A 13,537-nucleotide genomic window follows, 5' to 3' on the forward strand; every position below is an offset into this window, starting at 1 on the left:
ACGCTCGCTTGCGCTATTGCTAACTACCCGCGTCAACGGTTTGTAAATCTTAACACCCGATTAATCCCCGCCCTGTAATGTTTGGTCTGGGCGACCCAATACTCGTTCTGGACCCAGCCATGAAACGCCTGCCCCAAACGGAATTTATCGCGTTGATGGCGATGCTGTCAGCCACAATCGCGTTTTCGATTGACGCGATGCTGCCCGCATTGCCCGAAATCGGCGCGGCCCTGTCACCCGACCATCTCAATAACGCACAACTTATCATTACCAGTTTTGTGTTGGGCATGGGGGTCGGCACGTTCTTCACCGGACCGCTGTCAGACGCGTTTGGGCGACGACCCGTCATGATCGGCGGGGCCTTCGTCTATATTATCGCCAGTATCGCTGCCTGGGCCGCTCAATCATTAGAGGTCATGCTGGCCGCTCGCGTCGTACAGGGCCTTGGTGCGGCGGGCCCCCGCGTGGTTGCTATGGCGCTGATCCGCGACCTCTATTCCGGCCCCAACATGGCGCGCATCATCTCGTTCGTGATGGTCGTCTTCTCGCTCGTCCCCGCTCTGGCGCCGACATTGGGCTACTACATCATGGGCAGCTTCGGCTGGCGCAGCATTTTTCTGGCCTTCGTGGTCTTTTCGGTTATCTCCGTGATCTGGCTCATGCTCCGTCAATCCGAAACACTGGCGCGGGAAAACCGGCGGCCCCTCAGCAGCGCCACCTTGCGCCACGCCGTGTTTGAGATGTTCGCCCATCGCACCGCCCGTCTATCGATCTTTGTTCAGACCCTTACCTTCGGCATGCTCTTTATCGTGCTGTCATCGACCCAGCAGGTGTTTGACATCACCTTTGATCAGGGCGCGCATTTCCACCTCTGGTTCGGCGGCATCGCCGTGATCGCCGCCACCGGCAGTGTCCTGAACGCGCGGATTGTCATGCGACTGGGGATGCGGGCCATCATCAAGGGGATGTATACGGTCCAGATTGCCATCACGCTGCTGATGATCGTGATCACCGCGGCAGGCGGCCCCTACTGGCTCGCCTTTGGCATCTATGTGTTCTGGGTAACGGCCAACTTCTTTCAGGCCGGGCTGACCATCGGCAATCTCAACGCGCTCGCGATGGAGGAAATGGGCCATATCGCCGGCCTTGCCGCGTCTGTCATCGCATCAGTGGCCACCGTCGGTGCAGTACTTATCGCAGCCCCGGTGGCGCTCATGTTCGATGGCACCCCGTTGCCCATGGCCTTCGGTACACTGGTCGCCGCCAGCCTCGCGCTCTGGCTGACCAACATGATCAAACGTCCGGGTGAAGTGTAGGGCGGGGTTCTACCCCACCTGCGCCTTCTTCTCGTCCGCCAGTTTCTGCGCCAGATCGCGCGCGATATTGAACGCGCCCTGAATCTTGTCGCGTTCCTTTGCCCAATCGCGACGTACGACAATCTTGTTGTCCTTCACCTTCGCCAGCCCGCGCTGTGCTTCGATGAATTCCACCAGCCCCTTGGGCGAGGCGAATTTGTCATTATGGAACCGGATCGTAGCCCCCTTCGGCCCTGCATCCAGTGCCGCAATCCCCGCGCGTTTGCACATCGCCTTGATGCGCACGACCAACATCAGCGTGTTCACCTCTTTCGGCAGCTTGCCGAAACGGTCGATCAGCTCTGCGGCAAAGCCTTCCAACTCGACCTTGGTCGTCAGATCCGACAGGCGGCGATACAAGCCCAACCGCACATCCAGATCTGGCACATACTCCTCGGGGATCAGCACCGGCACGCCCAGATTGATCTGCGGCGCCCACTGACCATCATCAATAATCCCCTCAGCCGCACCCGATCGGATCGCCGCGATCTGGTCTTCCAGCATCTGCTGGTACAACTCATAGCCCACTTCGCGCATCTGGCCTGACTGTTCCTCGCCCAGCAGGTTACCCGCCCCACGAATATCCAGATCCTGCGAGGCCAAAGTAAACCCCGCCCCCAGCGTATCAATCGACCCCAGCACGCGCAGCCGTTTCTGCGCCGTATCGGTCAGCTTCTGGCGCGGCTTGGTGGTCAGATACGCATAGGCCCGGGTTTTTGACCGACCCACGCGCCCCCTGATCTGATAAAGCTGCGACAGCCCGAACATATCCGCACGCCAGACGATCATCGTATTGGCCGTCGGAATATCCAACCCCGACTCAACAATCGTGGTCGCCAACAGCACGTCATACTTGCCGTCGTAGAACGCGTTCATCCGATCATCCAATTCCCCGGCCGCCATCTGCCCGGTTGCGGTGATGAAACTCACCTCCGGTACCTGATCGCGCAGGAAGGCCTCCATCTCCGGCATATCGGCGATGCGCGGCACGACAAGGAATGACTGCCCGCCGCGATAATGCTCGCGCAACAACGCCTCGCGCACGGTGATCGTATCGAACTCGCTGACATAAGTACGGATCGCCAGCCGGTCGATTGGCGGCGTGCCGATGATCGACAGATCGCGGACACCCGACAAGGACAGTTGCAGCGTGCGCGGAATCGGCGTGGCGGTCAGCGTCAGCACATGCACATCGGTGCGCAATTGCTTGAGGCGTTCCTTGTGCTGGACTCCAAATTTCTGTTCTTCGTCAATGACAAGCAGGCCAAGGTTCTTGAACTTGACCCCCTTCGCCAGCAGCGCATGGGTTCCCACAACGATATCGACCGTCCCCTTGGTGATTGCATCACGGGTCTTGGCTGCATCCCCCGCGCTGACAAATCGCGACAGCGGTCGCACATTGACCGGGAAACCCCGGAACCGTTCGGCAAAGTTCTGATAATGCTGCCGCGCCAGCAACGTGGTTGGCGCAATAATCGCCACCTGCACACCACTCATCGCGGCAACAAACGCCGCGCGAATAGCCACCTCGGTCTTGCCAAAACCAACATCGCCACAGATCAGCCGGTCCATCGGCCTGCCAGCGGACATATCCGTCAACACGTCTTCAATGGCCGCCAGTTGATCATCGGTCTCGGCATAGGGAAAACGCGCCAGAAACTGATCCCACATCCCATCCGGCGGGTCCAAAATCGGGGCAGTCCGCAATTCCCGTTCTGCCGCCACCCGGATCAGCCGCTCAGCAATCTGCCTGATCCGCTCTTTCAGCTTGGCTTTCTTGGCCTGCCACGCCCCACCGCCCAGCTTATCCAGCAGCCCGGTTTCGTGCCCATATTTCGACAGCAGCTCGATATTCTCGACCGGCAGGTAAAGCTTTGAATCTTCTGCATATTCGATCAGCAGGCACTCATGCGCTGCTCCCAACGCGGTCACCACCTCCATGCCCTTGAACCGGCCCACCCCGTGATCGACATGAACCACCAAGTCACCGGGCGACAGGCTGTTGGCCTCGCTCAGGAAATTCTCCGCCCGGCGCTTGCGCTTGGTCTGGCGGATCAGCCGGTCACCCAGCACATCCTGCTCCGAAATCACCGTCAGGCCGGGTGCTTCAAACCCGTGATCCAGCGCCCAGACCGCCAGATGCAGCCCGCGCTTGCCGACACGGGAGAAGTCGGCAACCGGGATCGCCTCAGCAATCCCCTCGTCCTCAATCAACCCTTCCAACCGCTCCCGCGCGCCTTCGGAGTATGACGCAACGACAACCGGTCCAACCTCCATCCGCGCACGAATATGCTCGGCCAACGCACCAAAAAGACTAATACTTTCCTGCTGCCGCTCCGGCGCAAAGTCACGTCCGATCCGCCCGCCGGCATCAATCACACCCGGCCCAGTCGCCTGTTTCAGCGGCGAAAACTGCAGCACACGCCGCCCCGCAACCGCGGCATTCCATGCGTCATCATCCAGATACAGCAGCTTCGGCGGCGCAGGCTTGTAAACCGTGTCCATCCGGCCCTTCTGGCTCAGCGCATGCATCCGCGTGCCATACTGATCGGCGATCGACTCCCACCGCGATAACCGCATCGGGGTCATCTGATCGTCCAGCGTCACTGTGGCGCCGGGCAGATAATCAAACAGCGTTTCCAGATCGTCCTGAAAGAATCCCAGCCAGTGTTCCACACCGGCATGTTTGCGGCCCGCCGACACAGCCTCGTAAAGCGGGTCATCCGTCCCTGCTGCCCCAAATTCGATGCGGTAATTCTGTCGAAACCGCGTGATCGCGGCCTCATCCAGTATCACCTCAGACACCGGGGCCAGTTCCACCTCGGTCAGCTTCTCGGTTGTCCGCTGTGTCGCCGGATCAAACCGGCGCGCGCCATCGAGCACATCGCCAAACAGATCCAACCGCACCGGCCCCGACTGGCCGGGCGGATAGATATCGATGATCCCGCCACGCACCGCATAATCACCCGGTTCCAGCACTGTCGGACTTTGCGTAAAACCCATACGGATCAGAAAGTTACGCAATCCTTCCTCATCAATCCGACTGCCCACCGTCGCGGTAAACGCCGCCTCCCGCAACAGCGACCGCGCCGGCACCCGCTGGGTCGCTGCCGCCAGCGATGTCAGCAGCACAAACTGGCCCGGCATCCCATGCACCAATGCGGCCAAAGTGGCCATACGCGTGGCCGACACATCGGCATTGGGCGACACGCGGTCATAGGGCAGGCAATCCCAGGCAGGGAAGGTGAAAACGGGCATATCCGGCGCAAAAAAGGCCAGTGCGGCCTGCATCGCGGCCAGCCGCTTGTCATCGCGAGCCACATGCAGAACCGGACCGCCCTTGGCTGCCTCTGCCAGGATCAACTGGGCGTCAAACCCCTCGGGGGCACCGCTGACGGTGATATGTTTGGGATCGGGCATGAGCGGTCACCTACCCCGCCGGGTCGCGGTGTCAACCATTCAGAAGCCCAAGGGCAGCGAAAGATTGTGATACATGCCATACATCGCTGTAATGAAGATCGAAATCATGGCGATCACCTGTATCCAGAACCGCATCCGAAGCAGGGCGGCGGGCAAGGCATCACCTGTCGGCAGCTTCTGCGCGAACTGGCGGCTCATGCGGATATTCATGAGCGCAACAAAGGTCAGCGGAAAGCCCAGGCAAAACACACCTTGCGCCAGTTCGAAGCCATACCAGAAACCCATCAGGGCCAGCGCACTCAGCACAAACGCCGCAAACCCCATCAGCCACAACCCGGCCACATCAGTAATATTCATCAGGCGACGCACGTTGACAGCGACCAGCACCTCCAGATCGGCGGCCGCCTCACCCCCATGCCGGCGTGCGCGATAAATCATGTCAAAGGGGACGCCCAAAATCCAATGGCTGACCATCGACCACGTCACAGCGACCGCCAGCCAATACCAGACATTGGAAAAGGTACGCAGGTCAATCACCTGAAAAATGGCGTCATTCCAATTCACTGCGCGTATCGCCCCCATTTGAACTGCGCCGACCCTAGCGTCCCGATTTGGGATTGCCCAGACTTGTGATGCGTCAAAATCCGTGCGACCCATGTCCGCAACATCAGTCGAGGTATGGCCATGAAACCCACCGTCGCCCCCTTCCCCGCCACACGCCTACGGCGGCTGCGCAAAACTCCGGCGCTCCGGGCGCTGTCGCGGCAAAACACGCTGAGCGTGGATGACCTGATCTGGCCGGTTTTCGTCATGGACGGCACTGATGACGAAACCCCAGTGAGCTCCATGCCCGGCGTGACCCGCAAGACCGTCGACCGTATTGCCAAGGCCGCGGTTGAGGCGCAATCGCTCGGCATCCCCGCGATCTGCATCTTCCCCTACACCGGGATGGAGGCGCGAACCGAAGACTGCGCCATGGCCTGGGACCCCAACAATCTGACCAATCAGGCGATCCGCGCGATCAAGGATGCTGCCGCCGACATCGCCATCATGACCGATATCGCCCTCGACCCCTACAACATCAACGGCCATGACGGCTTCGTTGAAAATGGTGAGATCGTGAATGACCGCACGGTCGAGGCGCTGGTCAAAATGGCGCTCGCCCAGGCCGATGCCGGGGCCGACATCCTCGGCCCGTCCGACATGATGGACGGGCGGATCGGTGCGATCCGCACAGCACTCGAGGCCGAGGGACACCAGAACGTCGCCATCCTCAGCTATGCCGCCAAATACGCCTCTGCCTTCTATGGGCCATTCCGGGATGCGGTGGGCGCGTCAGCGGCGCTGACAGGTGACAAGAATACCTACCAGATGGACCCCGGCAATGCGGACGAAGCGCTACGGCTGGTCGAACGGGACCTGATGGAAGGGGCCGACATGATCATGGTCAAACCCGGCATGCCTTACTTGGATATCTGCCGACGGGTCAAAGACAGCTTCGGCGTGCCCACCTACGCCTACCAGGTCAGCGGCGAATACGCGATGCTGCAGGCCGCGGCACAAAACGGCTGGCTCGACGGGGAAAAGGCGATGATGGAGAGCCTGCTGGCCTTCAAACGGGCCGGCTGCGACGGGATCCTGACCTATTTCGCCCCGGCTGCTGCAAGACTGCTCAATGGGATTTAGGAGACAGGCAAGGTGATCCGCACCCGTTTGAACCCTTCAAACCCAACGACTGGCCATAAGCAGAGCTACCTCTCATGATTGTCGAAATGCGTGTCATGGCTCTTCAATATGCCACAAAATTTCCATAAAGAAGCGCTTCACTATGGTTGATAAAAAACATAGGTCGAGGTGCTCGTCATACACCGAGGTCACATTCCTCAAAGATCGCCGCCAGATCCAAACATGGCTGCTGAATAGTTACAACGGATAAGCAATTATGTGTGAAGTGATAAATGGTTGATGATGCATTGCGGGCGTGGATCGGCCGCTGTTTCATGCGATCGACGCACGATAATTCCATGCAACAACAAAAGACAGACGATGTTCTAAGGGCAGACTTGGTTTTACTTGCCAATACTGAGCAGCAATACCGGACTCAGATTGGACCACAGCTTAACCACATCGGCTATGATCTGATAAAGGTCGGAGCAGTGGCGCCGCTGGACAACACAACCATTCCGCAATCCACGCGGCAGAGCGTCACTGCTCAGCTTCAGGATCCCGGGAATGATCGACCGATGTTGGTAGGAACGATGGACCCGGTCGGATCAGCCGCGTCCATTGAATATGTAAACTGGTCCCAGATTGACATGCCGAACGGGCCGCCTCTTTGGGCGCTCATTGATGGTGCCAGCTGGCCCGAAGCGTCTGCGCTTGTCGCGCAAACTGCTGAGCAATCTACGTGCCTCTACGCCAGTGCCGATCCACAAAGTCAGGCAATTGCACCATGGTTGGTCAAGATCGACCATGGCAGCGAAATGGCAGCTATCATTCAACAGAGACCTCATGGCACCCACTCACATATTCTGTTTCACAGCACATGGTCATTGAGCGATCTACGCCAGCATTTTCGGAAATTCACGATGGTCTGGACGCCAGCCAACGCTGAGGCACCATCGTATTTTCGATTCTACGATCCGCGCGTTCTTGCAGATGTCACTAAGGCACTTGTACCGGACAGCATCGAACAACTTCTACTTGCAACGACTGAGGTCTTTTTGCCAAGCAGCCCGTTTGTCATGATCGAAGAGCCGTTAGCCAATGATTGGACAGTCGATCATGCCAGCAGCTTTGTACGGGTGGCGAGCGGGGCAAAAGAGCGTGATCCAAGGCGCGCACGCAGTTTTCGGGTAAGCCAGCCAGAGTTCAACCGACTGACAGCGTTTCAACAAAAACGCGCACGATTAAGCCTAGCCCACAAGCTTGCGCCGGATTACCCCGGCAAAAAAATGCCCGACATAGCGGCAGCCGTGGTTCACGCCCACAAGACCGGACAAGCGTATCGAATGGTGTCGCATAAACAGATCAACACGCTTGCAAGATGTACGCTTGAACTGGGTCTCCAATTTCCCGATGCCTATCCGGATGCGATTCAAGTTTTGGCAAATGGCAAGACCAAGCCATGGCGAAAGCGCGATCTGATTGACGATTGGCTGGAAGGCCAAAAATCTCCGAAAGTTCATCAATAAATACAGCACTGTCGCGACGCCAATTGACGCTACCTGCACAGACCATATCGAGGAAAAGAAACGATGACTGAAGAAGCTGCGGTAGACACCGAGTTTGGTACAGCCTGTGTCGAGTGCGAAGCACTTACGCCCTGTGTCACTGAGGTTGTGGTGAAGTGTCATGATGGCGGCAATACCCGGGTCACGCTGAAAGGTGAAAATGAACTGGAGGAAACCGACGGCACGATCTATTTCGTAGCGGACCAGTTCGTGTCCGGCGAGGCATCCTTTGAGGCATTCCTGAAAGGTTCCACGCTCAAAGATACATCAGTCATTGATGTTACGGTCGGGCCCGATTGCACACATGGATCCCACACCGCCCGTTGGGAACGCGATAGGCACGCGGTGGCCTGTTCTACGACAACAACGCTGAATTTCGAGACGCATACCAATCCGCGCCCCACAATCCTAAATGTCGACATTTTTCAGCCCACTCACGAGGCATTTGAGGTCATCGCAATCGTCCTTGATATCCTGATCAACCGAACCGTCATGCGCAAGGAGACCGAGTTCACCGTGACTGGTGACGACGGGAGCAGTTTCAGTTTCAAAGCCGTTACCGTGCCACAGCTGAAATTCATTGGCGCGGTTGCGATTTCTCCACCGACGCGTTCAGTGGAGCGTCTGACGAATTCTCAAGGGCGTGCGCTCGCCAATGAGGTTGGCATGGGGCCGCGTGCACGGCAGGTGACAAACGAGTCTAGCTGGGCAATCGCAGCCAATCTGATGGTCGTTGTCGGAAATAACACCAAGAACATCAATATCGGGAACTATAACAGGACAACGCGCACAATTGACAGCGGACCTTCATTGCGGCGTCAGCGAAATGCGCAAAGCGGGTTTGATCGCTTTGTCGGCGCAATTAGCAATGCGGCGAAGACCTTGTCGGGCAACTTGAGCGGTGAAACGCGTCCTGGCAGGGTATTCAACTTTTATGCAGAGGGACCAACGCTAGTTCTGGAACTCGGCACAGAGCAACGCGAAGAAAGCAATGGGCCCGGGCTGACATGGGTTTTGACCGCTGGACTGTCCCTCGAGTTTAAGGTCGGGATGCGCATCGACATCTATGAAGCGTTGAAACGGGCGGCGCGACGCCATCCGGCAGGTGCCGCGCTGGTGGCCTTTTTGGAGGACGCCGAAGATGGTCGAGATCTGTGGGTGGCAAGCTACCAACTACAGCCCAGCCTCTATCTCGACCTCAGCCTCAGCATCGGGTCGGCCCCGACCGAAGATATGAGCGGTGACGCCAATCTAACGGCTGAATGCGATCTGATGACCGGCGACCTGTCCTTTGATGGTCATATCACCGGGTCGATCACCGCCGAGGCGGGTGGCGGCGTTCAAGGTGAGTATGATACGATCTTTACCTCGCCCACTGTTTTTCGGTATGAGGCAACGGTAAGTACAACTGGCGGGATCACGATCAAGACCGAGTGTGGTGAATGGGGTTACCAACTGTTTCACAGGGGGGCGGTTCTGCGGGTAATCAGCGTCAAAAGGATCAGCGGCGCCGACCAATCCGCAAGCCAGACGGAAAGCGGTCGCAGCCGGTCTAATACGGTAACAACGACAACCGCTCAATGGGTCCCGGACGGCGAGCAGAACAACACTTACAGGTTGGCAGATACATGGACAGGGTCATTCACACCTTTCTAGTACGGATCATTGCGGTCGCGATGATCTTCTTATTTTCCGGCATTCAACAGGCAAACAGTATGGAACAGAAATTCTTCTTTGGGGTTCGGTGGGAAGTGAATGGATTACCTCACGCGCTGGATGTGAACGGCATACCTCGTTCATTTGCCGGACCGGCTGACGTCAAACAGCACGAGCCCATGACGCAGTACATGCGCAAGGGTATCAACCGCCTTGATCTGGTATCCTGGCCACCGAATTACACACCCGAACAGTATCTGGCCTTGTCGGTGGTTTACTGGGAAATGGGTGAAAATCCGAGCGCGGACCCCCGTACAGCGTTTCGGGTCAGTTACTACCCCGCCGCCGAAGACCCTGGGCCGTTCGTCGAATATGACGCGACTGCTGGTCACCCGGCCCGACCGGTCGCACCCAGCATCAATTTCCAACCGGGCAGTGAATATGATACATTGCATGTCGATTTTGAAGTTCTGGATGAAATGCCCACGTGGTGCTGGGAGCAAGGCGACATCCTGACCGCGGACAATGCGACCCGTGATCATCTGACCCAGTCCTATCGCAAGATACATGCTTTGATGGCCGCCAAGGACAACGACACTTTGATGGACGAATGGTGGGCCAACATGATCCGTGAGAATGCCGCCGCCTATAATCGTCCCGAGGGCTACGTCCGCAATCGCGCCAGTTTCGACGTGTTCTTCGACAATCCCGACGCCTTCCGGCTGGATCCGCTTCCGACATCGCCCATGACGATGAGGCTGGGTGCCGAAAACCGTGTCGCGTGGCTCGTCACACAGGGCGATGCGGGTCCGTTGCGCTTTGCGCATGTGCAACAAACGGATCGGGTGAATTATGTGACCCCTTACTTCATTCGCCGGAACGGAAACTGGGAAATCTGCAGATGAGACGGACCGGCCGGGGCTTCCGCGATAGCCGAGCCCCGGAAATCCAGAAGACTCGTATTTCCTTTGAACGGGCGCAGCGCAATCCGCGCCTGTTCAAGCTCTATGTGATTGAGTGGCATGCAGTTGAGCGATGCAACGGCTATAAATGTCTAGGCATAGCGATCGTCTCCGGTCTGCTCGTCTACCTGTTCGCAAATTCCGAAGAGTTCATGGCAAACACGCCATGGTATTTGATCTGGTGCCTTGCAGCCGTTCCTGCTGGCTTTGCGTTGTACGCGACATTGGCGATCCTTTTCCCTTGGGTTCTTTTCGGGCTGAACCATCCGAAAAGTCGGGTGAAGGACAAGAAATAGTGAGCCGCCGGTCAAGCCTTTAGGCTGGCTGATCCGCTGACAATAGTGCCACCATGGCTCGTCACCGATCCGATCACCGCAACCGGTTTTCCGTCAATAATCGTGGTGGCCGAACCCGTGACAATGGTTGCACCGCAAGCCGTCATATCGCCGACAAGCGCAATCGGTTTTCCGTCGCAGACTGTTGCCGTTGATGTTTTTACGATAGCATTGGTCCCGTGAATGGGACAGGCATGCTTGTCCGTGAGAAGCGCTGTCGGTCTCATTGGTCATCTTTCAGCGGGCAATGTGACACAAACGGGGATCCCGCACCCGCCGCAGCCTTCAAAATTGCCGGAATCGCGGGCAGCGCCGCTGCCCCCGGTGAGGCAGAACCAACGTTGAGCATCGGTGCAACGTTAACGCTACCGCCTTGGACAACGACCGCAGCACCACCAGAAACCAACGTAATCTTCGAGGCATCTAGCACGATTTCGCCATCGGCCTTCAACGTCAGATCGCCGCCTGTTTTGATGGCGAAGTTGCTGCCGACCGTCAGCGCGCGCTCGCCTTCAATTTTTTCCGACAGATTGGATTTCACCGTCAGTGCCATATCTGCGTCGATTGTTTCGGTGCGATTATTTGCAACGATCAGGTTGGAATCGTTGCCGATGGTTGCCGTATCATCAAACTCAACCCGCTTCTGACGCGAGTTCTGAACATGCAAATCCAGATTCTTCTGCGCATGCATATAGATGAACTCTTCTCCCGCCTTATCCTCGAACGTAAGTTCGTTAAAGCCTTCGCCGTTATGGCTTTTCGTCTTGAAAACGGAGCGCGATTTGTTTTCCGGGAGCTTGGCTGGTGGTTCATTCACGCCGTTGTAGACGCAGCCTGTCACCAGGGGTTGATCCGGATTTCCCTCAAGGAATTCGACAACGACTTCCATACCTGTCCTGGGAATGACCATACCGCCCCACCCTTTGGACGCCCAACTTTGAGATACACGGCATCGCATGGAATATGCCTTGTTCAGATCCCAGTGAAAATGGACAAGAATCCGACCAAATTCATCGCAGTCAATCTCGCCTTCACCAACAACCTTTGCTGTTTGCGGGCCCTGTACCGCAGGAATGGCAGTCTTGCGTTCTGGCGCAAGTGGTGCGCTGGACGGCATAAACACGTAAGATCCAGAATAGGCATAATCATCACTTTGTGCCTCGCCGGACCCATAGGCGTCGGACACATAGCTATGTGTCGCGCTCAAACACAGATAGGTTTCACCCTTCACGCCAGTCACGTGATCGCCGGTCAGTGTCACTGTCATGCCGGAACGTAGCGACGTACAATCACCAACCGCCCGGTGGCGCGCATCCTGACCGCGCTCTTGTTTGGTTCTCAACGCCACAACATCCTTACCATCGCCTTGGGTCAGATATTCACCGGGGTAATCAAAGCTTTCGATCTGCCCCGCAGTGTATTGGGCATCGCCCAATTGTTCGACTTCCATAGCAGATTGCGGCCGCTTGAAGTTGTAATCGCTCAGACGAACTGCCCCAGTCGTCAAACGGCGATAGGGGTGCCATTCCCAGAAATGCTCGTCTCCCGATTGGCGTGCCCCATCGACTGGTTTGTAAACACGACTGCCGCCGGGTACCGCCTCGTGGCTGTCAACACTGTCGGTCAGCACCATGGAGTGCCCGTTAGCGGTGTGGGTAAAGTGATAGCTGATGCCAAACCGCTCCATCAGTCGGCAGGCGAAATCCATATCGCTTTCGCGATACTGCACGGTGTATTCCAGCTCCGGGTAACTTCCCGAAAGCTTTTTGATCAATGCAGGCTGCCCCATGCCAGAGTATGGTCGGAACAGGCTTTCGATAATTTGCACGACGGTCTGGTTATGGAAAATGCGTTGATTGCGACGGCGGCCCGCCAACCAAAGCCAGGGGCGTAAGGTGATCTCGTATTTATTCCCGTTTTCGCCGACACCGGCCCATTTGGCCTCTGTCACGATGCCGCTGAATGGCTGCGGCCCATCATTCTGACTTTCGATTTCAATGGTGGCGCTCGTGCCAATCAGATCGTCAAAATTGATGTTGGGTTCAGTCGAAAGTGCTTCAACCTTATATTCAAACAAGCCGTTCAGATGATCACTGCCTGCAAAGCGCAACAAAACCAGCTTATCCTGCTCAAGAGCTGTGGTCAGACGGCCAAGCCGCGTGCTTTGGTCAAAATGAACGTTCATTAAAGAGTCTCGCCTTAGCTGAATTCCTCTTGTGATACATGCGATTGATGGCCTGCGGAACACCATTAAATGACCATTTTATGATGCCAGAGGCACATTATCAGTCATTCGTACACAAAGAAGCTTACTAGCTGGAATTGTTGCGAAAGGAAGCGCAATGCCACGCGGGCGGGCGAGCCCGCGGATTAGAACTGTCCCTCTGGTTGCCCCTATCGCACGCCCCATTAACCCAGCCAAATTCAGACAGAGGGTCCGACGTTTTGCCGACGCAAATCCGACGTGATGCCGACCGCTGTTTGGCCATGAAAAACGGGCGTTAACCTATGATTCGCTCTCCACCGCACGTTGCGACCGTACGGTGGGGGTCACGCAACACCCAAACCGCGTGACA

10 protein-coding genes are annotated in these 13,537 nt (G+C 57.1%); 6 read left to right on the plus strand and 4 right to left on the minus strand.

Annotation, left to right across the window (positions count from 1 at the left end; genetic code table 11):
• The first annotated feature begins 119 nt into the window (after window positions 1-119).
• Window positions 120-1,316 (plus strand): multidrug effflux MFS transporter, encoded by a 1,197-nt coding sequence (locus ACFWW2_RS12470; RefSeq protein ID WP_393928404.1) that lies wholly within the window; start codon window positions 120-122, stop codon window positions 1,314-1,316.
• 9 nt (window positions 1,317-1,325) lie between these two features.
• Here the strand turns inward: ACFWW2_RS12470 and mfd are convergent, their stop codons facing one another.
• Both mfd and ACFWW2_RS12480 read right to left on the minus strand, forming a co-directional pair.
• Window positions 1,326-4,775: a transcription-repair coupling factor gene (gene mfd / locus ACFWW2_RS12475; protein ID WP_393928405.1), complete on the minus strand. Its 3,450-nt coding sequence runs from the start codon at window positions 4,773-4,775 to the stop codon at window positions 1,326-1,328.
• Between the two features lie 39 nt (window positions 4,776-4,814).
• Window positions 4,815-5,339: a hypothetical protein gene (locus ACFWW2_RS12480; RefSeq protein WP_393928406.1), complete on the minus strand. Its 525-nt coding sequence runs from the start codon at window positions 5,337-5,339 to the stop codon at window positions 4,815-4,817.
• 120 nt (window positions 5,340-5,459) lie between these two features.
• Here ACFWW2_RS12480 and hemB point away from each other — a divergent pair, with 120 nt between their 5' ends.
• The 5 genes from hemB (at window position 5,460) to ACFWW2_RS12505 (ending at window position 10,922) form a co-directional block, all read left to right on the plus strand.
• Entirely contained in the window at window positions 5,460-6,461 is a 1,002-nt protein-coding gene (hemB, locus tag ACFWW2_RS12485) for a porphobilinogen synthase (RefSeq protein ID WP_393928407.1), read from the plus strand.
• Window positions 6,462-6,733: 272 nt separating this feature from the next.
• Window positions 6,734-7,969 (plus strand): DUF4123 domain-containing protein, encoded by a 1,236-nt coding sequence (locus tag ACFWW2_RS12490; RefSeq protein WP_393928408.1) that lies wholly within the window; start codon window positions 6,734-6,736, stop codon window positions 7,967-7,969.
• A gap of 63 nt (window positions 7,970-8,032) precedes the next feature.
• A complete protein-coding gene (locus ACFWW2_RS12495; RefSeq protein WP_393928409.1) occupies window positions 8,033-9,664 on the plus strand; it encodes a hypothetical protein in 1,632 nt (543 codons plus the stop codon).
• Window positions 9,665-9,843: 179 nt separating this feature from the next.
• On the plus strand, window positions 9,844-10,569 hold the full coding sequence (locus tag ACFWW2_RS12500; RefSeq protein ID WP_393928410.1) for a hypothetical protein: 726 nt from the start codon (window positions 9,844-9,846) through the stop codon (window positions 10,567-10,569).
• The gene (locus ACFWW2_RS12505) at window positions 10,566-10,922 is read left to right on the plus strand and encodes a hypothetical protein (RefSeq protein ID WP_393928411.1); all 357 of its coding nucleotides are present in this window, start codon (window positions 10,566-10,568) and stop codon (window positions 10,920-10,922) included. The genes ACFWW2_RS12500 and ACFWW2_RS12505 overlap by 4 nt, the downstream gene beginning before the upstream one ends.
• Window positions 10,923-10,933: 11 nt before the next feature.
• On the opposite strand, the gene ACFWW2_RS12510 is transcribed toward ACFWW2_RS12505, so the two are convergent.
• Window positions 10,934-11,188, minus strand: a complete 255-nt coding sequence (locus ACFWW2_RS12510; RefSeq protein WP_393928412.1) for a PAAR domain-containing protein — start codon at window positions 11,186-11,188, stop codon at window positions 10,934-10,936.
• Window positions 11,185-13,146: a type VI secretion system Vgr family protein gene (locus ACFWW2_RS12515; protein WP_393928413.1), complete on the minus strand. Its 1,962-nt coding sequence runs from the start codon at window positions 13,144-13,146 to the stop codon at window positions 11,185-11,187. The genes ACFWW2_RS12510 and ACFWW2_RS12515 overlap by 4 nt, the downstream gene beginning before the upstream one ends.
• Window positions 13,147-13,537 lie beyond the last annotated feature (391 nt).

The sequence above is a fragment of the Yoonia sp. R2-816 genome (assembly GCF_046762905.1).
GTDB lineage: Bacteria > Pseudomonadota > Alphaproteobacteria > Rhodobacterales > Rhodobacteraceae > Yoonia.

Bases quoted from the DNA above. Each gene is read 5' to 3' on its own strand.
- ACFWW2_RS12470 (WP_393928404.1), top strand. From the start codon at position 120: ATGAAACGCCTGCCCCAAACGGAATTTATCGCGTTGATGGCGATGCTG.
- mfd (WP_393928405.1), bottom strand. From the start codon at position 4,775: ATGCCCGATCCCAAACATATCACCGTCAGCGGTGCCCCCGAGGGGTTT.
- hemB (WP_393928407.1), top strand. From the start codon at position 5,460: ATGAAACCCACCGTCGCCCCCTTCCCCGCCACACGCCTACGGCGGCTG.
- ACFWW2_RS12490 (WP_393928408.1), top strand. From the start codon at position 6,734: ATGGTTGATGATGCATTGCGGGCGTGGATCGGCCGCTGTTTCATGCGA.
- ACFWW2_RS12495 (WP_393928409.1), top strand. From the start codon at position 8,033: ATGACTGAAGAAGCTGCGGTAGACACCGAGTTTGGTACAGCCTGTGTC.
- ACFWW2_RS12500 (WP_393928410.1), top strand. From the start codon at position 9,844: ATGACGCAGTACATGCGCAAGGGTATCAACCGCCTTGATCTGGTATCC.
- ACFWW2_RS12505 (WP_393928411.1), top strand. From the start codon at position 10,566: ATGAGACGGACCGGCCGGGGCTTCCGCGATAGCCGAGCCCCGGAAATC.
- ACFWW2_RS12510 (WP_393928412.1), bottom strand. From the start codon at position 11,188: ATGAGACCGACAGCGCTTCTCACGGACAAGCATGCCTGTCCCATTCAC.
- ACFWW2_RS12515 (WP_393928413.1), bottom strand. From the start codon at position 13,146: ATGAACGTTCATTTTGACCAAAGCACGCGGCTTGGCCGTCTGACCACA.